This window comes from Psychrobacter glacincola (assembly GCF_965118485.1).
GTDB lineage: Bacteria > Pseudomonadota > Gammaproteobacteria > Pseudomonadales > Moraxellaceae > Psychrobacter > Psychrobacter glacincola_D.
On sequence record NZ_CBCPJH010000007.1, the window covers coordinates 56,018 to 77,411 of the forward strand.

Annotated in this window: 19 protein-coding genes; 10 read left to right on the plus strand and 9 right to left on the minus strand. The window is 41.1% G+C overall.

Annotation, left to right across the window (positions count from 1 at the left end; translation table 11 throughout):
• Window positions 1–49 precede the first annotated feature (49 nt).
• The 4 genes from ACMHKH_RS03825 (at window position 50) to ACMHKH_RS03840 (ending at window position 3,742) form a co-directional block, all read left to right on the plus strand.
• Complete coding sequence (locus tag ACMHKH_RS03825) at window positions 50–376, plus strand: beta-lactamase hydrolase domain-containing protein (protein WP_413519338.1); 327 nt, start codon at window positions 50–52, stop codon at window positions 374–376.
• A 135-nt stretch (window positions 377–511) separates the two neighbouring features.
• The gene (locus ACMHKH_RS03830; protein WP_413519339.1) at window positions 512–844 is read left to right on the plus strand and encodes a TIGR01244 family sulfur transferase; all 333 of its coding nucleotides are present in this window, start codon (window positions 512–514) and stop codon (window positions 842–844) included.
• A 189-nt stretch (window positions 845–1,033) separates the two neighbouring features.
• Entirely contained in the window at window positions 1,034–1,891 is an 858-nt protein-coding gene (locus ACMHKH_RS03835) for a bile acid:sodium symporter family protein (RefSeq protein WP_413519340.1), read from the plus strand.
• 648 nt (window positions 1,892–2,539) lie between these two features.
• A complete protein-coding gene (locus tag ACMHKH_RS03840) occupies window positions 2,540–3,742 on the plus strand; it encodes a reverse transcriptase domain-containing protein (RefSeq protein ID WP_413519341.1) in 1,203 nt (400 codons plus the stop codon).
• 205 nt (window positions 3,743–3,947) lie between these two features.
• Here the strand turns inward: ACMHKH_RS03840 and ahpF are convergent, their stop codons facing one another.
• Window positions 3,948–5,528: an alkyl hydroperoxide reductase subunit F gene (ahpF, locus tag ACMHKH_RS03845; protein WP_413519342.1), complete on the minus strand. Its 1,581-nt coding sequence runs from the start codon at window positions 5,526–5,528 to the stop codon at window positions 3,948–3,950.
• Between the two features lie 515 nt (window positions 5,529–6,043).
• Here ahpF and ACMHKH_RS03850 point away from each other — a divergent pair.
• Window positions 6,044–6,292 (plus strand): YdcH family protein, encoded by a 249-nt coding sequence (locus ACMHKH_RS03850; RefSeq protein WP_413519343.1) that lies wholly within the window; start codon window positions 6,044–6,046, stop codon window positions 6,290–6,292.
• A 163-nt stretch (window positions 6,293–6,455) separates the two neighbouring features.
• Here the strand turns inward: ACMHKH_RS03850 and ahpC are convergent, their stop codons facing one another.
• Window positions 6,456–7,022: an alkyl hydroperoxide reductase subunit C gene (gene ahpC / locus ACMHKH_RS03855; RefSeq protein ID WP_413519344.1), complete on the minus strand. Its 567-nt coding sequence runs from the start codon at window positions 7,020–7,022 to the stop codon at window positions 6,456–6,458.
• A 292-nt stretch (window positions 7,023–7,314) separates the two neighbouring features.
• Between ahpC and ACMHKH_RS03860 the strand changes: the two genes are divergently transcribed.
• A complete protein-coding gene (locus tag ACMHKH_RS03860; RefSeq protein ID WP_413519345.1) occupies window positions 7,315–8,223 on the plus strand; it encodes a hydrogen peroxide-inducible genes activator in 909 nt (302 codons plus the stop codon).
• Between the two features lie 62 nt (window positions 8,224–8,285).
• Complete coding sequence (locus tag ACMHKH_RS03865) at window positions 8,286–8,957, plus strand: hypothetical protein (RefSeq protein ID WP_413519346.1); 672 nt, start codon at window positions 8,286–8,288, stop codon at window positions 8,955–8,957.
• On the opposite strand, the gene ACMHKH_RS03870 is transcribed toward ACMHKH_RS03865, so the two are convergent.
• The 7 genes from ACMHKH_RS03870 to ACMHKH_RS03900 all read right to left on the minus strand — a co-directional run bounded on the left by ACMHKH_RS03870 (window position 8,935) and on the right by ACMHKH_RS03900 (window position 17,550).
• Window positions 8,935–9,540, minus strand: coding sequence for a methyltransferase domain-containing protein (locus ACMHKH_RS03870; protein ID WP_413519347.1), 606 nt, complete (start codon window positions 9,538–9,540; stop codon window positions 8,935–8,937). The genes ACMHKH_RS03865 and ACMHKH_RS03870 overlap by 23 nt on opposite strands.
• Window positions 9,541–9,648: 108 nt before the next feature.
• Window positions 9,649–10,326, minus strand: coding sequence for a M48 family metallopeptidase (locus tag ACMHKH_RS03875; RefSeq protein ID WP_413519348.1), 678 nt, complete (start codon window positions 10,324–10,326; stop codon window positions 9,649–9,651).
• A gap of 2 nt (window positions 10,327–10,328) precedes the next feature.
• Window positions 10,329–11,897: a DUF1513 domain-containing protein gene (locus ACMHKH_RS03880; protein ID WP_413519349.1), complete on the minus strand. Its 1,569-nt coding sequence runs from the start codon at window positions 11,895–11,897 to the stop codon at window positions 10,329–10,331.
• A 3-nt stretch (window positions 11,898–11,900) separates the two neighbouring features.
• A complete protein-coding gene (locus tag ACMHKH_RS03885) occupies window positions 11,901–13,061 on the minus strand; it encodes an imelysin family protein (protein WP_413519350.1) in 1,161 nt (386 codons plus the stop codon).
• 120 nt (window positions 13,062–13,181) lie between these two features.
• On the minus strand, window positions 13,182–14,885 hold the full coding sequence (locus tag ACMHKH_RS03890) for a di-heme oxidoredictase family protein (protein ID WP_413519351.1): 1,704 nt from the start codon (window positions 14,883–14,885) through the stop codon (window positions 13,182–13,184).
• Window positions 14,886–15,149: 264 nt separating this feature from the next.
• Window positions 15,150–16,598, minus strand: coding sequence for an imelysin family protein (locus ACMHKH_RS03895; RefSeq protein WP_413519352.1), 1,449 nt, complete (start codon window positions 16,596–16,598; stop codon window positions 15,150–15,152).
• A gap of 298 nt (window positions 16,599–16,896) precedes the next feature.
• Window positions 16,897–17,550 (minus strand): OmpA family protein, encoded by a 654-nt coding sequence (locus tag ACMHKH_RS03900; protein WP_413519353.1) that lies wholly within the window; start codon window positions 17,548–17,550, stop codon window positions 16,897–16,899.
• Window positions 17,551–17,883: 333 nt separating this feature from the next.
• Between ACMHKH_RS03900 and ACMHKH_RS03905 the strand changes: the two genes are divergently transcribed.
• From ACMHKH_RS03905 to minC, 3 genes are all read left to right on the plus strand, one after another.
• On the plus strand, window positions 17,884–18,852 hold the full coding sequence (locus tag ACMHKH_RS03905) for an acyltransferase (RefSeq protein ID WP_413519354.1): 969 nt from the start codon (window positions 17,884–17,886) through the stop codon (window positions 18,850–18,852).
• A gap of 171 nt (window positions 18,853–19,023) precedes the next feature.
• The gene (locus ACMHKH_RS03910) at window positions 19,024–20,151 is read left to right on the plus strand and encodes a hypothetical protein (protein ID WP_413519355.1); all 1,128 of its coding nucleotides are present in this window, start codon (window positions 19,024–19,026) and stop codon (window positions 20,149–20,151) included.
• Window positions 20,152–20,255: 104 nt separating this feature from the next.
• Complete coding sequence (gene minC, locus ACMHKH_RS03915; protein WP_413519356.1) at window positions 20,256–21,134, plus strand: septum site-determining protein MinC; 879 nt, start codon at window positions 20,256–20,258, stop codon at window positions 21,132–21,134.
• The last annotated feature ends 260 nt before the right edge of the window (window positions 21,135–21,394 follow it).

Genomic DNA, 21,394 nt, shown 5'->3' on the forward strand with positions numbered 1-21,394 from the left:
AACTGATTACATCTTCTACTCTTTTTTACACAGTATATCGAAAACACCTATGACCGATGACTTAACGATTTATAAGCAAATTTACCCAAGCCAATGTATCAAAATTGCAGAGCTTGGGTATTGTTCTGTGTTAAATATTCGCCCTGATGCTGAGACCGAAACGCAGCCCAATAGCTGTGATTTAGCGCGTGCCACTGCCAAAGCCAATTTAACTTATCATCATCTACCATTTGATGACGAGCGTTTGAGTATGGCAACTGTCGAACAGTTTGCTGCTTTTTATCGTACCATGCCCAAACCCATATTGATGTTTTGTGGTACTGGGGCGCGCGCCAAGCTGCTGTATCAAAGTGCATTGATGCAAGGGCTGCTATAAAGATAGCTGTAAAAGCTGGTTATAAAAAAATATAACGTTTACACACTTCATCTTTAGAAAGCTATCCATTGCGCTTAGGCTTCCTATTCTCGTACCATCTATTTCATTTTAATATAATAAATAAAAGGAGCTCTTATGAGCCATCAAGTAAGTATTACTGGACAAATTACCCCTGACCAGATTCCAATGATTGCCGAAAACGGTTTTAAAACCATTATCAATAACCGTCCAGATGGTGAAGAGCCGAATCAGCCAACCAGTGCTGAGATTGCTGCTGCCGCTGAAAAAGCAGGACTCGCTTATAAAGAAGTGTCTTTTGCGGGTAATGAGCTCAATCAAACTCACGTCGAAGAATTTGCGGACTTTTTTAATCAAGCTGAGCAGCCAATGCTGATATTCTGCCGTACAGGCAATCGCTCAACCGGCATCTATGAAGCAGCAAAGCGCATGGACTTATTGGACGACTGATATCATAAGCAATAACGTAAAGCAATGAACCAAGAAGCCCATATAAATATATGGGCTTTTATAATATTTAAGACTATATTTTAAATGACAGCAAGACTTCAAGAATATGAAGAAATATAACGCCACAAGGAATGTGAGCTATTAAAAAGGCCATTGAAATATGACCTTTCATTTTACAAGGAATGTTTTATGAGTAATACCGCATTAGCTCTATTGCCTCTAGCACTTGCCTATATTATGTTTACCTTAGGAACAGGTCTCAAGCCCAGTGACTTTAAGGTTATCGTGAGTCACCCCAAAGCCTTTATCGTTGGCTTAATCAACCAAGTCATTTTTGTGCCTTTGGTCGCTTTAGTAGTGGTATTGCTAATGTCGCCACCAGCAGAAATCGCTTTTGGTATCATGCTCATTAGTTTTTGCCCCGGTGGTGTGACCAGCAATATGCTCACCTACTATGCCAAAGGTAATGTCGCGCTGTCAGTAGCGCTCACGGGCGTAGTCAGTCTGTTATCAGTCGTGACCTTACCCATATTGATTACGCTGGCTTTCAATCACTTTATGAAGGACCAAGCAGGCTCTATCAGCGCGGTAAAAATTGGCTTAGTGATGTTTTTACTAACTACTTTGCCAGTGACCTTGGGTATGCTTGCTCGTTATAAATTCACTGACTTTATGGTACGCAGAAGCAGTATTCTAAATGGCTTAGCCAGTGTCTTTTTTGTCTTAATCGTCCTTGCGGCTATTGCTACCAATTGGCAGCTGCTACAAGAGCAATTAGCCGCTATTGGGCTCGAGCTTGTGCTGATTATTATTACCTTATTTATAGTCAGTATTTTGACGGCAAAGGCGTTAAAGTTAAGCTGGTTTGATACCAAAACTATCGCCATTGAAACCAGTATTCAAAACAGTACGACCGCAATTACCCTAGCACCCATCATTATGGGCGTCAGTACATTACCGGTCATCGCTCTGCCCGCTGCCTTATATGGCGTGTTAATGTACGTGATTGCGCTGCCAGTGATTGCGCTTATTAGGAATAAGAACTGATTATAGTGGATGCAAAAATAGAAAATGCCCGTCCAAATATTGGATGGGCATTTTCTATTTGTTTCCTTAAACACATTGAGCTGCATTTCTTTAGTAAATAATTTTACAATAAATCAGGGGTGTGCTAAATTCAATATTGTGAGGGAAAAAGCAATTAATTTAAGTTTGGTTCTATAACTAGGTACCTGCAAAGGTCGCCGCTAAGTAGAAAGCTGCTTAGTTAAGCAAGTATCATATTGTGAGCAGTTAGCACATAGATTATGTACGATTAGTGTAACAACATATTGAAGCATCATAGTGACAATTTCCGTATGCATGAAAGTAATTATTTCCAATAAAAGGGGTGTTACCTCCTATGGTAACGGTAGGACAGTTTTATCACGTTTTTATTAATCGCTCTAAGCGCAAAAATGCTAGCCCCGTTCCCTCACTTCTAATATAAATTATAAATATATGAAAAATGAAGAAGACCTAGATAGCTGGTATAAAATTAAAAGATATCCTCATATTGGACTACCTTCTGAAAATCGTCGACAGACCATTATATAAAAAATAGAGATAAAATAGCTGTCCATGGCTTCGCTCCATTCATTCATAAAGTCATATCTACGATATCGTTATAGAAAAGAGTATGACAATGATGGAAAATTGATAAATAATGGAAAACGCACTGACAAGAGTACAAAAGATAGAGATATCTATTATGCGAATAATCTAGACTCAAATATTTATGCCTACTACTCTCACGTACTAAACGTAAAGTATGAAGATATATTAGAAGATAGAAATCTAACCAAGGTAGTTACTGCTTACCGAAAGACACCAAAAAAACTAGAACCTGACCGCACTCAAAAACCTCCTAAGAAAAATAATATCTACTTCGCAGACGAAGTTTTTGAATATATTAAAAACAATATAGATTACGACAATGGTATTGTTGCTATAGCTTTTGATATTAAGAACTTCTTTCCTAGCTTAAACCATACCGTTCTTAAAAATAAATGGTGTGAAGTCCTTGATGTAGATTACCTACCAAAAGACCATTATAACGTGTTTAAGAATATCACTAGATTTTCTTATGTCGAAGAAAAGCATCTTTTCAATTTATTCAAAGACAATATCTTAATCAGAAAAAATGACGGAAAAGTTACGGATAAATCCATAAAGCGAATTGAGCATTTATATAATAAAAATGCTATTGCCTATTGTAAAATGCAAGATATACACACCATTCGAAAGAAAGGGCTAATAAGGTCGAGTAAACGAATTGGCAGCACGCTTGTAACAGATGGCATTTGTCAAGGTTCTGCTATCAGTGCAACATTAGCAAACATATATATGCTAGGCTTTGATGAAGCAGTTTATGATGAAATATCGAAAATTGGTGGGCTTTATCGGCGTTACTCTGGCGACATGGTTGTCATCTGTTCGATAGAACATAAATCACGTATTATTCAGCTTTTCGAAAATAAAATTAAAGATATATCACTAAAAATTCATAAGGACAAAACTCAAGTTTTTCACTTCTCCTTCTGTAACGGTAGAATTATTTGCAAGCAAGAATTTAATAGCCGAATAACGCCAAATAGTATCAACAGAAATTTTGAGTATCTCGGTTTCAGTTTTGACGGTAAGTATGTACGCCTAAAGACAAGCTCTCTAGCCAACTATTATCGAAAAATGAAAAAAGGTGTGCGGAGAAGCGGATTTTATAGCAGCAAGATAAATAACGATACAAGAGGTGAAGTTTTCAGAAAAAGACTATATAAAAGGTACTCATATATTGGCGCTAAACGCTGCATAAAATATAAACGTGAGCAAGGTACTACAAATCAATGGCAACCTGACTGACAAGTATGCCATAAACTGGGGCAACTATATAACCTATGCTAAAAATGCCCATAAAATAATGGACAGCTACAGTAAAATTGACTCACAAATTAAAAATCATTGGAAAAACTTACATAAAGAAATTGACAAATCTAAGTGATAACTTATATACAAAAAGCCACCTCAGATGAGGTGGCTTTTTACTCTAAATCTAGCGCTACATAACTTACTGCATAACCAAGTATTCAAACGCGGATAATGCCGCTTTTGAACCCTCACCCATCGCAATATTAATCTGCTTAAAGGGTACAGTAGTCACGTCACCACAAGCAAAGATACCTTTGCGATCCGTACGGCAGCGCTCATCAATCTCAATTTCACCAAAGCGGTTTAAATCGACGAAGCCTTTGACAAAATCACTGTTGGATATTAAGCCAATTTGGACGAACACAGCAGATACATCAAGCTCTTTATTTTCGTTGCTACTACGATCCTGATAAACAATAGACGATACTTTACCATCAGCCGCTTTAATCTCTTGGGTCGCTGCACTGGTGATGATGTCAATATTTGCCTTTTCTTTGGCTTTATTAATCAATACCTGATCTGCTTTCAAATCATCGGCAAACTCAAGTACAGTCACGTGCTTCACGATACCTGCTAAGTCAATGGCGGCTTCCATACCTGAGTTACCACCACCGACGACGGCGATATCTTTACCCTTAAAGAACGGACCGTCACAGTGCGCACAGAAAGCCACACCTTTACCGATATTTTCTTCTTCACCAGTAACACAAAGCTTACGCCACTGAGCACCAGTCGCTAAGATAATACTGCGCGTTTCAAACGTCTCACCGGTATTTAGATGAATGCGATAGTTTTCATCAGCAGTCTCACTAATCTCTTTGACACTGACGTGCTCTTTGAGAGTGATATCATATTCGCGCAAATGCTTTTCAAAGTTTGCAGATAGCTCGCCACCTGTCGTTAAAGGCACAGAGATTAAGTTTTCGATATCTTGCGTGTCTTTCACCTGACCACCGATACGATCAGCAACCATGGTTACTTTTAAACCTTTACGCGCGGTATAAATCGCCGCCGCTACGCCAGCAGGGCCCGCGCCAATGATGGTCACATCTTGCTGCTCTAACTGCTCAGCGTCGTCCACACTGCCTTCACTTAACAAGTCAGGATATTGCTCTTGCAACTTTTCAATCAGCTTAGCGGTATCAATTTTACCATTAGCAAAAGGTTTGCCGTTTAAAAATACTGCTGGTACGCCTTGGATATTATTAGCATCGACTTGCTCTTGGAACAAGGCACCATCGATCATCTCATTGCTGATATCATCGTTTAGTAATGCAAATTGGTTTAGCGCCTGCACAACATCTGGGCAGCTATGGCAAGATAGTGATACATAAGTCTGAAACTGCAGCGGTTTATTAAAACGTTTAATCAGCTTTTGAATACCTTCGTCTAACTTTAACGTATGACCACCGGCTTGCAAAATTGCTAATATCAACGAGGTAAATTCATGACCACCTGGAATACCACTAAACACGATACCGGTATCCGTCAAAGCACCATCAACATGACTGACTACTTTAAAACTAATCGGACTTGGTAAGTTGTCGTCGGTTGCGGTGCTATCAAAATTAATTTTATCTGTCGTACCCGCAATTTTGGTCAAAAAATCAATCAGCTCGGCACGTTTATTATGTTCGCCGCTTCCTAATACAAAGGTAATTGGACGAGTCATATTTTCACTATAGCTCTTAACGGCATCTAATAAGCTTTGGTCTATCATAATTGTTCCTCATTATTATCGAATATGTAACGTCAGCACTTATGCAACGTACTTAAATTTTAGAAAGTCATATCGCAACAATACGATTAATCATGTCGCCTACAACCTTTGATTGGTCTATTATCAAGGGTTTGAGCGTTCTGAGCAAGCCGATAAACTCAAACCTTATGTTTTGTAAAATAAATCATAAATAGTTATTTTTATTTAATTTTAAAACTATTAGTAAAGGATAATTGATGATAGCCATAGTATCTGCTAAATTTTTTCGCTACAATCGAGTGAGTCGAATAAGAAAGAATCTTATCCGTCTAATAGCAGATTGGCTTTTAAGCGTATTGATTACGTGTTGATTAAATGTCATTGCTGCTGGCATTAAGCCTTATCGCTATTGAGTTAAATAACGATTTGGTTGCATAAAATGTAAGTCTCATAATCATAGCAATTCATCACAGCAATCTTAACGACAATGCGCCGATGCTTATGGCAAGCTTGCGCTTCATAACAAGGATGACAAGATGAGAAAGACTGATACATGGCAAGACAACAAAGATATCATTGCTGAGCTTAAGCAAAAAGACAGTCACTTTGCGACTATCTTCGATGAGCATACTCAGTTAGACCAGCAGATCAATCAGCTAGATAAAGACTTGGTCACGCACGCCAGTCGCGATGAAGAAATAGAACAAATGAAACGGCGAAAACTATATCTAAAAGATGAGATTTATAAAATAATTGATAAAAACAAACTACAATCTCACGCCTAAACGTTTGCTGTTTCAAATGTATGAGTATGATAAAAATTCATACATATAAAAAGACCCCGTTAGCATAAGTTAACGGGGTCTCTTTTTAACATTTAATTTAGTATTATCACTCAGCAAATACAGCTTTAAATAATACTAAAATCTTAGTCCAATCAATAATTGCTTAGATTTTACCAACTAGATCAAGACTTGGTTTTAACGTCGCTTGACCAGCTTCCCAAGCTGCTGGGCAAACTTCGCCGTCGTTTTCACGAACATACTGTGCTGCTTTTACTTTACGTAGCATATCTTTTGCACTACGGCCGATACCGCCAGCATGAATCTCAGCTACTTGAATCAAGCCGTCAGGATCTACTAAGAATGTACCGCGCTCAGCAAGACCAGCTTCTTCAATCATGACGTTAAAGCCACGAGTGATACGACCAGTAGGATCACCAATCATTGGGTATTGTACTTTACCAATAGCTTCTGAAGAATCATGCCATGCTTTATGAGTGAAATGGGTATCCGTTGATACTGAGTACACTTCTACGCCTAAACCTTTTAGCTCTTCATAATGAGATGCCATATCTTCAAGTTCAGTTGGGCAAACGAAGGTAAAGTCGGCTGGGTAAAATAGGAAAATCGCCCAGTTGCCTTTTACGTCTTCAGAAGTGATGGTTTTAAATTCACCATTTACAAACGCTTCTGCTGAAAATTCTGGGATTTCTTGATTGATAATAGACGCCATGAGTGGCTCCTTTTTTGATTGATTGATGTTAAGTTAATGAAAATTTATTTATAGGTTTGTATCTACTAACCCTTTTAGTATCTGGGCTACCTGATAAACTATACGCGAATTCTATGGTTAATCCAGTTAAAAGTTTTTAATGTGATGTTTTGTTTTATTAAACTTGTTAAACTATTCTCTCTGCTTTTTATCATCAGTGCACTATGCGTAAGTAACTACATCTCATTGGATAAATGCACAAAATAAATAAACACAACCAATTGACTTAAATAGCTATTAATAGAGAGGTTTTATGATTACCTTACGTCAACTTGAGTTTGCCTTAGCCGTTGCCAAACACCGTCATTTTAAACGCGCAGCGGAAGACTGTAATATCTCACAATCAGCACTAAGCCTTGGTATCGCAGAATTAGAAAAGCAGCTCGATACCCAGATTTTTGAGCGTAACAATAAGCAAGTATTGATTACGCCTATCGGTGAAGATATCTTAGTACGGGCGCAGCGCGTATTTTCGGAAGTCAATGATTTAACCACGCGCGCGCATAGCCATCAGTCACCGCTTGCCTACCCTATGACCGTCGGTATTATTCCAACGATTGCGCCATATTTACTACCAAAAGTGTTGCCTGCATTGCGAGCCCACTATCCAGAATTTCGTATGACCATCGTTGAGCAGCAAACCGAACGCTTACTTGAACAAGTGCGCTACGGTCATATTGATACCGCTATTATTGCGCTGCCTTATGCGGTAGATGGTTTGCATAGTTTTGAGTTTTGGGCGGAAGATTTCTTTGCTGTATTTCCAAAGGACGATGTGCATGCCAAGCTCGAAACCATTGATTCTGACGAGCTAGCAACGGCTAATCTTATGCTACTTGGCGAAGGACATTGCCTGACTGATCAGACGTTATCGGTTTGTCATTTCGACCGTGCGCAAATGAAATCCAGCTTTTCAGATGCCAGCTTAAATACCCTTATTCAAATGGCACTTGCTAATATGGGTACAACTTTAGTACCAGAAATGGCACTGAATCAGCTGCATCTACAAAATCAAAATGCAGTCGCAGTGCCACTGGCAGAAAAAGGTCCGCATCGTCATATTGCTTTTGTCACCCGTCTGAACTATGCCCGTGTTGATGATGTCAATTTGCTAGGTAAGCTCTTTAAGCAAGCGTTTGAAGAGGCTGCTCAGAAAAACTGAGGCGACCGAGTGAAGCTTAAGGCATTATCAATAATAGAAATCCATAAAAATATAGGTTAAACATGGCTGGTTTGTCACAGGTAGAGGCTGAGCTGGGTAAGCATTTCACGACGCACTTATCCGCTGTTAATATCGATATCACGCCAGTAGAAGCAAAAGCGCTTTGGCGGAATATCGTCATTTATTACAACGAACCACAGCGCGCTTATCATACCTTAAAACATATTCAGCAGTTATTTACACAATTTGAGCAGATACGACATGCTCTTCACGAGCCACATATTATCGCGTTGGCACTTTATTATCATGATGTAATATATCAACCAACACGATCAGATAACGAATTGAAAAGTGCAGAATATGCACTAACAGCGTTAAGATGCTATCTGAGTGATGAGCAATGCCAACATATTTATGCACTTATTATGATGACGGCCACGCATCAGCTTAATGAATGGACAGATCCAAATAAAGACAGCGATGCCGCTTATTTATTGGATATGGATTTAAGTACTTTAGGTGCGCCTTGGTCTGAGTATCAACAGTACGCGCAAGCTGTGCATAAAGAATACGCACATATAGCAAAAGAAGATTATCGTGCTGGGCGCATTGTTGTTTTGGAGAAATTACTCGCGCACCCAACATTGTATCTGACCGAGTATTATCATGCGTGTTTAGAAGAGCAAGCACGAAACAATATCAAGCGTGAGATTACTCTTTTACGCGCATCTTGATAAACAGCTCACTACCTTGCCGCGCTGGATGTGAGTTATAGCTAGACGCCATAATCTCAATATCGAAGTATGGTGCAAAACGCTGGCGGTATTCATCTGAACTACCACCGAAAGGCGGCTCGTTTCGCCCAAAGTCTTTATCAAATAGCAATCCTATCAGTTTACCTTTAGGCTTAAGCAATTTTGCCATTTGCTGCACATACTCATCTCGGCACGCAGGATTTATCGCACAAAAAAATGTCTGCTCAAGCACCCAATCAAACTGATATTGCTCAGGCGATATCTCAAAAAAGTCTGCACAAATTAAATGCGCTGCGGGAAAGTCAGGATAACGCCCAGCAAACGCTTCAATCGGCGCAGGGGCAAAATCAACCAAAGTCACATTAGTAAAGCCTTGCTCATATAAATAGCCAACCTCATAAGCATTGCCCGCCCCCGGTACTAAAATAGCCTGACCTTTAGCTGCTTCAGGCAATTGGTCAATATAAGCTTTTAGCGGCGGTGATACCTGACCCATATCCCAACCGATACTGTCTTGCTCATAACGCTGCTGCCAAAAATCTGCTTGATTAACCTTTTCCATGTGACATCCTTGTGTATCCAACTTTACTTATTAAATGACATGATTTGTATCATTATTATCTATCATATCAGGCTTGTTAAAGCTATTGACACTATTTATGTCCTATTTTTAATCTAACTGATCTGTTTTACCTGCCAGCATACTATGCCAACGCTGATAATCAGGCATCGCAGTCGTTACCGTTTGCCAAAACGCTGCGCTATGATTGGCATGGTGCAAATGACACAGCTCATGAACAATGACGTATTCGGTACATTCAATAGGATAGGCAGGCAGATAAATGGATAACCAAATTCGTCGCGCTCGGGTGTTGCAACTACCCCAGCGCGTATGCATTTTTTTCAGGCGTATCTCATTGGCTGTCACACCGACAATGGGCTGCCATTTAGCAAATAACGAAGGTATTACGGCAGCGAGTTGCTGTCGATAATAGGCTATTTTTTCATCGTGGTTCAAAGTGAACGGTTGCGTGATGCCCCATAGTAAGATGTGGTTATCAGCAGTGGAAGACGTGTTTACATTGCTTTGTTTACGCTTGTATTGTTCCAATACTTGCCCATGGTTTTCGATCGCCCACGGCACTCGCTGAGCAATAGACTGCGCCATTTGTGCGGAACTAATAAAATTAGGAACAGACACTAGCAATGTGTAGGGCTTTAAGCGGAAATTAACATTTTTGACGTGTTTTTTTGTTACCTGTAGCGCTATACCCGCCTCTGATAACTGCTGAATGGCGCTCTTTAATAAAGGGGCACTATGTGAGATATTTTCAGGTGACAAGCTCATTTTTAAAGCGCTTGCATGTGGTTATCAAAAGACATCGTATGGCGCTTGCTGTCTTTAGTGACAATATACTTTTTAGCTGCCATATTCGAGGCTACTGTTTTTGAATGATTGATGCATAATCTGGTCAATTGACCTTGCCCATCACTAACCATGAAGCCTGATTTCTCAGATTCACTATGGTTATTAATATCATTGTCGATCTTACTCGAACAAACTGCTGCACCGGCACAATCTAGTAGACTAACAGCATCAATCAGCTGATAAGTAGTGAGATCAAATATTGCCGCACAGCCGCCAATCGGCGTGGTCACACATAATAAGTTACGTTCACTATCAATTGCCACACTAGCGATATATTGATGAAAACGTTGCCATTTATCGTTAGGCATCGACAAGGGTTGAAAACTGGTATCACCACGCTTATGCGTCAATACTAATGGCACATTAATATGTCTTTCACCCTGAAACTGAATGCCAATCAGTACTGTGCCATCGTTATGTATGGCTAAATGACGTACGCTCATCTGATTGTGTTCAGGGAAGACCTGCTCAAGCAATGACCCATCATGGCGGTTTAGGTAAACCAATGATGGGCGCATGGTATCAAGATTAAGCTCTTCACGTGACGCTTGCTCAGTTTTTATACCACCATTAGCAATCACCAACGTCTCGCCATCGGAATGCATAATCAGCTCATGCGGACCAATGCCGTACGAGTCAAATTCTGCTATTTTTTCATACTCACTATGAACATCGTAAATACCGATTTTACCGACTAAACTTAGCGTCTCATTCTCAGTCACATATAATGTTGAGCCATCTAAGCTATAGCAGGCATGACCATAAAAATGGCGATTGTCTGCTGCTTTAAGCGCAAACTTCACTTGTCCTGTTGCGCTATCGAGCACCCAAAAACTTTCACTTGGACGGCGACCCAGCACGATAACGTCACGACTTTGATGATGGTTAAGATGATTGTCGACCGTATTAACTTTATCACTAACCACAGGTTGCAACACAATATCATGAACGCGCTCAGGCATCGTAGTTTGCCAAACGACGTCTCTGTGCGCATCGATACCAACCACGCCAAAATCATTTTCATTATTCTCATGTAGCAATGAGATATCTTTTGGCATAGAAGCCACGCCACTAACCCAGTACACTGGTCGCGCTAACAGCGTTGTGGTATGTATTGCGCTAAAAGCATTGGTAGTCAAACCATTGCTACCAGTCTGCTTATCATTAGTTGGCATGTGGTACGCTTGTTGCCAAGTGGCAGTTGCCTGCTGACAAGCATAACGGAAACTTATGAGCGATGATTTCAAATCATTAGCTGGTTGCAAAGCATTCAATTGAGCATAAATACCGCTTACATAATCTTGTAAGCGCGCATCAGTTCGATGCTGCTTACGATAACGATGATGGATGCCGACGAGTGTCACTGTACCAAGCGCTGTCAGCAGTGAGGTCGTCAGCAGCTCATGGCTAAACGGTTTTGCTTTTAGCTCATACGACTCCCTATTATTTTTATTCACTGAGGCCTTTTGACTCGCTTTGATAATAGCCATTATTTAATCACCGTCGTTACTGTTAAAGCCGACACGAAGACCAAGTGCCGGAATCAATTGACGCTTAATTAAGCGCGTAACGCTAGTAAGATGATCAAATAGCTCTTGCTGCGTGGCTTTGTCGGCAGTGGCTAGATCTTCTGGCATTTGTGCCAATAAGGTGGTGGTATCAGCGAGCGCAGTCGATAGATTGTCCGCCACGTCATTCTCATTATTACTACCTAAAATGGCGGTGAGTACTGGGTCCGTCAGGGCTTGATTTAATATAGCCAATTTAGCATTAATTATAGCGCGGCTTTGTCCAGCTGTAGCGGCTGGTAGATGACCTTTCGCTTTACCACTCAAACCTAATGGTTGCTCAATAGCATTGGTCTTCATAGTTTCAAGCAATGATAGTAGCGAATTAAACCATTGGTTCAATCCTTGGTCGCTTTCAGCCGTTTTATCAATCGCCAATAAATCAGTTGAATTTTGCTGCCAGTTTTTCTCAATATCTTTTAAGCGTGTACTCAAAGCACTACTTGCGCTGATGATATAAGCGCACTGACCAGCATCCAAACTGTCGTTGGCATACAGCACTTCTTCTAATCCTGGTACACCTTGGACAATGGCGCTTTCATTGGTCAACTGCTCGGCGGTCAGTTTTGGATTGGCGGTGATAAGGTCTGCAACGCCCTTGTGTATCAGACCGCGTTCGTCTGGATAATAATTGATATATAGATTGCTCATACTGGCAGTCGCAGGACCGAAGTTAATCATCTCAGCACTTGCCCACGCTTGCGCCAATACTAGCCACTGGTCACGCAGCGCTTGCAACTCATCACCACTAACTGGCGCTTTTTGACAATGCTTTTGAGCCAAATCATGCAACATATCACTTTGTTTCGCCGCTTCAGCATAGGCAGGAATGACGATATCATTTGCAACATGAGTCAGATAAGTTTTTTCCGTTTCAGCGCTAATATCTACAGCAACAACCTTACCTGTACCATCGCTATCGTTAATGGCTGAGCCTTCGCTACTTTTAGGTTCAGCACTATCTTGCGCCACTTTTTGGCTGTCTAAATTTGGTGTTTTAGTTTCATCAGCAGGTTTCACGCAGCTGATGAGTATTCCAGCACTTAATGCTGATAGCGCCATTGCTAAAGCATGGTTTATTTTCATAAATTTCTCGGTAATGTTATAAATAATTATTTAAATCGTTATATCTATAATTTAATAAGATGAATAACCTTATTAACACCTGTTTATTCAATCATTAAAACCCAATCAATAATCCGGCTCTTATAATGATTTTAAAAATGCATTCAACTCAGCACGTCCTTGCTTATCGAGCTTCAGGACTTGTTGCTGCTGTTTTTTAGCTTCTCCGCCATGCCATAATACCGCTTCCATCAGGGTACGAGCACGGCCATCATGTAAAAATGTTGCTTGTGAATCAACGCTTTGCGCCAGACCAATGCCCCATAAAGCAGGCGTACGCCACTCATAAGAGTTAGCCAAAAATTCAACTTGCAAGTCTTTTGATGGTAGTTTGCCAGCGATGGTACGATCAGCAAGGTCATCGCCCATGTCATGTAACAGCAAATCTGTATAAGGATAAATTATTTGTCCATGCTGCTCAAGGTGATCATCAGCAGTTTTTGGTAGCTGATATCTTGGTGTATGACAGCTTTGACAGCCCATATCATAAAAGCGTTTTTTACCCGCCAGTACCAGCTTATCATCAGCATTACGGCGATGCGGCACTGCCAAATTCCGGGTATAAAACTCGATAAACTTTGCCACCTCATCACTTACTTCAACCGCAGGCTTACCATTGCCTTGCTCATCAGCACCTGTTGCCGCCTTCACACAAGCCGTTTGCATTGGCATGCACGATTCATTAGGACGGATATTTGAAGTTAAGCCCATATCTTCATTAAAGGCACTTTGATTTTGGGTAATGAGTTTGGTTTGGCCAGCTTTCCAACCAAATCTTCCTAAAGCAACTTTACCCGTTTGCGGATCCATCGCCATGTTAAATTTGCCGCTGATACCATCGCTATTTTTATTAGCACTGTTTTTATTAATACTGGCGGCTTGTTTTTTAATATCTGCATCAGGAATTTGCTCAAGCAGCCCAAGTCCAATCATAGGTAAAGCAATGCGTGGCGATACCATAAGCTCATCATCAAATGCGCCATAGCCTGGATTGGTCAAATGAAAAGTTGGCGCGCGTAAGGTTTCGACATGCCCATCAGCAAAGGTCATAGGCTTATCTGCCCACTGCACGGCTATCCTTGCTTCTGCCGGCACGCCCTGAATACCACGGTCTTGTAATTGTCCACCGTACATAGGATGGGCAACTTTCTCTATGAGGGAATCCTTTAGCTGCTGACGCTGCTCATCTGTTGTGGCTGGCATCGCCAAACGAATCAATAAACTATCAGCATCGTCATCAGCAGTCATGGGAGCATGGCCACGACCATCTTTTACATGACATGACTGGCAGGCAGCGACATTAAATAATGCCCCAAGACCGTCACGGCTGTCAGTACTGGCAGGCGCAATCACCCACGGCTGACGGAAAAAAGCATTGCCAATAAAAAAATTGCCTTTACGAGAGGCGGTGATATTTGATGAAGGTTTGGAGTAGCTCTCACTGCTGGTAATACTAATTCCAGTATCACCGCCTTGCTTAATCTCTTGCGCATCAAAGCTTGCCAACTGTTGCATAGGCACGCCAGCTAGAGACTCAATCGTCTGAACGCGCTCAGGCGTCACTGTCTCAGATTGCATGCTTTCTGAATGTTGGCGTTCTTTATTAGCGGCATTATCATCCGTGTCTTTGACTGGCTGACAGGCACTGAGTGACAAAGCACTTGCTAACGCCAGTGATAATGTAAACGGCACAGACATGCCGACAGACACATTTTTGAACTGGGAGATAAAAGATGAATGAAATATGGAGAGTGCTTTGCGGGTAAAACCATTGTTGACGTGCATAGAGTACCTTAGTTCTAATGTAGAACCATTAAAATCGCATGCTATAAAGTTTTTTATTGCTAGTCGATAAGTCGCAGCTACACACTGACTTATAGGGCTATTTTAATACACTATGAAAAAACACGTTATCAAGCAAAATTGACAACGTGTTTATTATACCTAAATTACTTTCTTATGAAAATAATTCTCATTCACTGATAACGACTCATTAGGCATTATCGATTACTAGAAAGCGAACTGTTAAGATAATAGATGTGCGACTAATTAAAACTGCGAGCCTGCATCTGCATCTAAATTGTCAATACCAACCGCTTTTGCGGCATTTTCAATACCAGCCGTCAGCTCTTGCAAGCTAGTAATACTGCTTTCAATCCAGCCACGACGCTTGTTTTGCTCTTCAGCCGTCACACCCTGTTTACTCGCCTGTCCTACGGTAGCAATCATCTGATCAATCTTGATATTTTCTTTTTCGCCTTTTTCAACAATGACATTAAAGGCAGCTTCTACTCGTGCAAAGTCAGCCGCTAACTTATCCGCCGCTTCAGTGTTGCCTGTATCGACAAGATAGTTTTTGAGCCCATAACCACCTACTGTTTTGCCCGCGACTGTTTTGTAGCTGCCATTAAAGACATTTTGGATACCACGAGCGTTATTGGCGTAGCTTAAGTGTGTCAAGTCACTAAAGCACTCATGCTCATCTTCAGTAGAGCCAGTGACGAACGCTACCTGGATGCGCTGAGAAGCAAGCTCCCCAAGCGCTAAGCTGCCCATTTGATACATAATTTGGCGCAGACTGTTGCTATCCTTACGTGCCATCATGTCGCTACGCAAGGTATTTTCACTGTCAGGTTGCCACTGCGCTTCCATCGCGGTCAAATCATCAACCAGTAGTTGAGTTGCTGCTTTTAAATACTGTCCGCGGCGCTCACAGATACTAGCCTCAGGATTGACACTCTCGCCGCTAGTGCATTGACCATCTGTCGTGAGGTAGTCACTGAACGGGCGGTTGCCAGCACCTTCAGCGACGCCATTGGTATCTTGACCCCATAGCATAAACTCAATAGCATGGTAGCCTGTGGTCACATTGGATTCACTACCGCCAATCTCATTCATCTCTGCGAGCAGCTCAGAGGTGATGGTACTGGTATCTTGCTTGATACTACCAACACTAATGCTATCGCTATTAATGATGTTGTCTTTACTATTGTACTCGCCTTCATAGTCAGCGCTTACGTAGTCAATCAAGGCTTCATCTAAAGGCCAAGCATTTACCTGCCCCTCCCAGCTGTCCGTGCTGCCAATTTTACGCTGCTCATTGGCAGTGACAAAACCTTCATCAAATCTAAATACTTCAGTCTGCGAGTATGGTTGGCGCGCGACTTTATAAGCGGCTTTTGCAGCATCTAAATTAGCTTGCGTCGGGGTTTCTACATAAGTATTGACAGCGCTCTGTAAAAGCTTTGCTGTCTCTAAAGAATCTTTATAAGCAGCATGCGCCATATCTGCATAGCTAATAAGTAAACGATCCATATGGGCTTGGCTAGCAGCGGATGAGGTTTTACTGTCCACCTTTTTGGTGGTTTCCGCTGTCGTATCAGTCGCCGATTTTTCATCAGCTGGTTTACTACAACCTGATAGCATCAATATCCCCGTCAGTGCAGCAGCTAAAGTAGTCGGTAAAATTTTACGGCTTGTCACTGTCGTGATATTCATATGGATCCTTGAGGGCTTTAATAAAATAAAAGGTAAAGTAAAGCTGTAACATCGATATAAGTAAAAAAATAGCAGTTATTAAAAGGTATATTGGAAAATCAATAGCAACCCTATATTGAGATATAGCAAAGATGTTATTAATTAGCCTCATCAACGCATGGGAATTATAATGTTATTGATAACGATTATCAAATATAATTTAATAATGATGGACAAAATTTAAGCAAAAAAAAGGCCAGCTTTACGCTGACCTTTTTATTATCTACCTTAATATTTACGATTAAAGTATTATTTAAAATTAACGAACGCTGTTTGGCGCATTAACGGTTAGCTCAACACGACGGTTTTGCTGACGGCCATACTCAGAGTTGTTATCAGCAACAGGGCGAGACTCGCCATAAGCGACGACGTTGATACGGTTAGAGGCAACACCGCGTGCGCTTAAGTAGTTCGCTACAGCATAAGCACGGTCGCGTGATAACTTCATGTTATACGCATCAGCGCCTTTGCTATCTGTATGACCAGCGATAGTGATGGTGTTTTGGTTATACTCATTCATAGTTGATGCTAGTTTATCTAGAGTCGGCTTAAATGAGTTATTCAAAGTTGCATCATCAAACGAGAACGTGATACTACCAGGCATAACTAGATCAATATTACCATTCGCATTAGGCTTAACTGTCACACCTGTACCAGCCATTTGCTGCTCAAGCTGACGAGCTTGACGCTCCATGTAATAACCAACGCCAGCACCAAGTACACCACCGATAGCCGCATCACGACCCGTTTTATCGCCACCAGTTGCTTTAGAGATAGCTGCGCCTCCTGCCGCACCAGCTAAAGCGCCGATAGCAGATTTATTAAGACGTTGTTGTCCAGTGTTAGGATCAGTTGCACAGCCAGTAAGTGCCAAACCTGATGCTAGTGCTGCAACCATTAAAGTATTACGCATAATATTTCCTCATAAGTTTTAAATAAAATAATAGATAAGTGGTGCTTTTTATGAAAATTGCTCATGACTAATATCACTTAATAATCACTTAGCAACATCGTTTAGTTGTTTATCTACACTGTCAATATTATGGCAAACCCATTCTAATTCTGTGTAATATTTTGTCACATCTATGTACAAGAAGTGCATAGATGTTTGTAGAATCGCCCTTACTAGCTCGAATAGTTTGCTACCACAAGTCACGTTTACAAGCGTACACTCTATTTTTTTCTGCTAAAATCATCCGAAATCATTTAGTCATCTATTTATAATATTTATACAAAGGGATTGGTTATGAGCCTAAACGCCACCATGCAAAAACTACACAAACGCGCACCTACATTAGGTAAAGCGGTGTCGCTAGCCACAGCAACGGGCGTCATCGCTGCCAATAGCTTCGGTGGTAGCATCCCATTATGGCTGATGGGTGTAGGGAAAATCATCACAGGCGCGCCTATCGCAGATAAGACAGTGATTAAAATCACCAATCACTGGATTAGTAGTAACAATGCCTTAATAGACAATTTACTACCGCGCAAAGATTGGCGCATTAGTCTGCCCGATGACGTACATGTGAATGGCAAATACCTGCTGGTCAGCAACCATCAATCTTGGGTTGATACCAGTATCGTGCAGTACATCAGCGAAAAACGCTTACCTCTTACGCGGTTTTTTACTAAGTTTGAGCTGATTTATATTCCTATTGTTGGTCAGGCTTTTTATTTTTTAGACTTCCCTATGATGCGTCGTCATTCTAAAGAAGCAGTTGCCAAAAACCCTGCACTTAAAGGTAAAGATATCGAAGAAGCTAAGCGTGCTTGTGCACTATTAAAAGACAAACCCTTTACGCTATTAAACTATTTAGAAGGCACACGCTTTACTCAAATTAAGCATGATAAGCAACATTCACCCTATACCCATTTATTAAAACCACGTGCCGGCGGTTTATCACTGGCAATCAGCGCCTTAGGCGAAGATATCGATGGTATCTTGGATATGACCATCGTCTATCCTGATGGCGTGCCAACCTATGGTGATTTGTGGAAAGGTAATATCAAACGTCTGGGTGTTGATGTGCGCTATATTGATATACCGGATGATTTGTTTATCGGTATCAAAAATGGTGGCTACGAAAATGACGAAGCAATCAAATCACAAATGTTCGATTGGGTTGAAAAAATCTGGCAACAAAAAGATCAGCGTATCAGCACTATGTTGGCTGACTTTGAGAGCAATCCTAAGACTAATGGTGAAACAGATTAAAAATATAGCAATAGTTAAAAAAGATAATGGGTAAAATACTAAATTATAATGGTTGATGGCTTGTTTTTTGGCGTTATTCATTGATAATGTGGATAACCATTAAAACAATTTTTATTTAGTCATGACTGGCGTATTGCCGTTAATGATTGCTGCCATTTATAAGGACTGACTGTGCCCGCCTCTTCTTCCACTAGCCCGCTTATAGAGTCAACGTCACCAAATCAGTCCAGACCCAATCAATCCTCAGTACGCTCAGAATTATCAACAGGCTTATCAGATTCTCCGTTTTTAGGACCAAACCGTCCCAAGCCAAATCGTTTAAAGCTCACTTATGATATCGTGATGATTATCGCTATCAGTATTGATTTATTGTTAATCAGTACTGATGCTATTTTGATGAGTACTTTTAGTAGTGACGCAGCAAGTTGGCTTGGAATTGATAATCAGTTGTACTGGTATCAAAATCACATCCATGACTCATTGCGTAGCGCGGGTGGCTTTTTTACCTTGTTTTTGATTGCAGAGTTACTGCTCCGCTGGGCAATTGCTATCAAAGAAAAAATCTATTATCGCTGGTTCTTTTTCCCTTTTGTACACTGGTACGAAGTATTAGGCTGTTTCCCACAATTGCGCGCGCTACGGTTATTCCGTGCAGTCATTATCGGACGACGCTTATATCAGTTGGGCTATCAAGTATTGCCGCAACCATGGATCAATAGAATCAACTTTTATATCGATCTAGTGCTGGAAGAGTTGTCTGACCGCGTCATTTTGACCACCATTCAAACCTTTCGTCAACAGCTTACCGACCCCCAAAGACAAAAGTCGTTTATCGAATCGACCATCGCACGCAATCGTGATGAGATTGAAGCCGCGATACTGTCTCTATTGCGTCAAGAGCTAGCGCCAAAGCTAAAAGCGCTGACCGAGTCTGCAGGTGGCGGTGCTATCCTCGCTAGTGAGATGGGCAACGCAATCCAAGAAGGGCTTGCCAATACAACAGAGCTGCGCCGCTATCTGCGCATGATACCGATTGCTGGTAGCTTAATTGAATCACAGCTACAGCATGTCGGACATAATATTGGTGAAAACGTGGTATATGCGCTTAATGAGCGCCTGTTAGATGCTGAACGTATCGATGCGTTGATGGTCGCTATTGCCAGTGGTATTGCGCAAATTGATACCAACAATCCGGCACTAGACCACTTAATTGCCAGTATTATTGATGATGGTTTGACTGAGTTTGAAGCCCAAATAAAAGTCCAACAGTGGAAGCATCAAGACTTACTGAAGCTATAAAAATTTGGATAAGACCCTTTAATATATGAATCTTTAAAATAATGATTTGATCATAAAATTATCAATGAATAGCGCACCATGACCACCTTTTGAGGATGTAGATTATGACCATTGCAGACAATGACAACCAGACTAATGCCGCATCAGCCACGCCTGCACTAGCCTTTTTTGGCAAAATGCTCACCTTTTCACGTTTGCAATTTAGCACGGATGATGTGGCAGCGATTACTGCCCAATTGCAAACCACGCTGAGCAATAAAAACAGTAATATCCCTGTCCTCATCGACAGTGAGGTTGAGCAAGATTTATCGGCATTGGTAGAGCTACTTTGGTCTTGGGGTTTGCAACCTATCGGTGTGGTAACAGGGCTACTTGACGCCCAAGCACGTGAGTTACGCTTGGCGATATTCCCTGCTGATGGCAAACGTATTGAGCGCATTTTACCTAGTAAAAAAGCGGTTACGCAATTAAGCCAAACTGCCGCCACTACGCCAACTACTGAAAGCAACTCAAATACGACTACTGATAACGCCGATTCAACAGTTAGTAATCAAGCGGTTGAAATGAGCACAACAAATGAAGCTGTTTTACCTGCAGAAACGCTTATCAGCGTTCAGCATATTACCAGCCTCATCTATGACCAAATGCTGCGTTCGGGGCAAAGCCTTAATCATGTTGGTGGCGATTTGATTTTAACCAATAGTGTCAATAGCGGCGCTGAAGCCATCACTGATAATAATTTACATGTTTACGGTCGTGCCCAAGGGCGCTTGGTTGCCGGTGCAACAGGTGATAAGGATGCACGCATCTTCTGCCAAGTCTTTAACCCTTCTTTGGTGTCGGTTGCCGGTACCTATTGCTTACGTGACAATCTGCCTGAGCATGTGATTGATAAAGCAGTCGAAGTGCGGTTTTTAGAAGGTCAAGGTTTGATATTTACAATCATTGATGAATCTAAAGTAAATAAAGGCATCAAATCCTAGTCATTTATATAAATATGCTTACTTTTAAAGTATTAATATATTATGAGACGATCTAATTTATATTGTAGTAAGTTTATTTAACAAAACTGCGCTATGATGAATCTGTGGCTCTGCCACTATTTACCACACCTGCAGACGTCTATATCACTAACCAAAGCTGATCCTATATGTGAGTCGTTTTTAGGCTTTAGATTTTAGGCTTTGATAGGGACTTGCTATAAGTTTTGCTATATTTATGCTAGGCTTAGGCTCGCAGAGAG

What these genes read in the sequence shown, in the direction of transcription:
- ACMHKH_RS03835 (WP_413519340.1), top strand. Translation starts at nt 1,034, where the DNA reads ATGAGTAATACCGCATTAGCTCTATTGCCTCTAGCACTTGCCTATATT.
- ACMHKH_RS03880 (WP_413519349.1), bottom strand. Translation starts at nt 11,897, where the DNA reads ATGGCTATTATCAAAGCGAGTCAAAAGGCCTCAGTGAATAAAAATAAT.
- ACMHKH_RS03900 (WP_413519353.1), bottom strand. Translation starts at nt 17,550, where the DNA reads ATGCGTAATACTTTAATGGTTGCAGCACTAGCATCAGGTTTGGCACTT.
- ACMHKH_RS03890 (WP_413519351.1), bottom strand. Translation starts at nt 14,885, where the DNA reads ATGCACGTCAACAATGGTTTTACCCGCAAAGCACTCTCCATATTTCAT.
- ACMHKH_RS03905 (WP_413519354.1), top strand. Translation starts at nt 17,884, where the DNA reads ATGAGCCTAAACGCCACCATGCAAAAACTACACAAACGCGCACCTACA.
- ACMHKH_RS03885 (WP_413519350.1), bottom strand. Translation starts at nt 13,061, where the DNA reads ATGAAAATAAACCATGCTTTAGCAATGGCGCTATCAGCATTAAGTGCT.
- ahpF (WP_413519342.1), bottom strand. Translation starts at nt 5,528, where the DNA reads ATGATAGACCAAAGCTTATTAGATGCCGTTAAGAGCTATAGTGAAAAT.
- ACMHKH_RS03875 (WP_413519348.1), bottom strand. Translation starts at nt 10,326, where the DNA reads ATGAGCTTGTCACCTGAAAATATCTCACATAGTGCCCCTTTATTAAAG.
- ACMHKH_RS03870 (WP_413519347.1), bottom strand. Translation starts at nt 9,540, where the DNA reads ATGGAAAAGGTTAATCAAGCAGATTTTTGGCAGCAGCGTTATGAGCAA.
- ACMHKH_RS03850 (WP_413519343.1), top strand. Translation starts at nt 6,044, where the DNA reads ATGAGAAAGACTGATACATGGCAAGACAACAAAGATATCATTGCTGAG.
- ACMHKH_RS03895 (WP_413519352.1), bottom strand. Translation starts at nt 16,598, where the DNA reads ATGAATATCACGACAGTGACAAGCCGTAAAATTTTACCGACTACTTTA.
- ACMHKH_RS03865 (WP_413519346.1), top strand. Translation starts at nt 8,286, where the DNA reads ATGGCTGGTTTGTCACAGGTAGAGGCTGAGCTGGGTAAGCATTTCACG.
- ACMHKH_RS03830 (WP_413519339.1), top strand. Translation starts at nt 512, where the DNA reads ATGAGCCATCAAGTAAGTATTACTGGACAAATTACCCCTGACCAGATT.
- ACMHKH_RS03860 (WP_413519345.1), top strand. Translation starts at nt 7,315, where the DNA reads ATGATTACCTTACGTCAACTTGAGTTTGCCTTAGCCGTTGCCAAACAC.
- ACMHKH_RS03825 (WP_413519338.1), top strand. Translation starts at nt 50, where the DNA reads ATGACCGATGACTTAACGATTTATAAGCAAATTTACCCAAGCCAATGT.
- minC (WP_413519356.1), top strand. Translation starts at nt 20,256, where the DNA reads ATGACCATTGCAGACAATGACAACCAGACTAATGCCGCATCAGCCACG.
- ahpC (WP_413519344.1), bottom strand. Translation starts at nt 7,022, where the DNA reads ATGGCGTCTATTATCAATCAAGAAATCCCAGAATTTTCAGCAGAAGCG.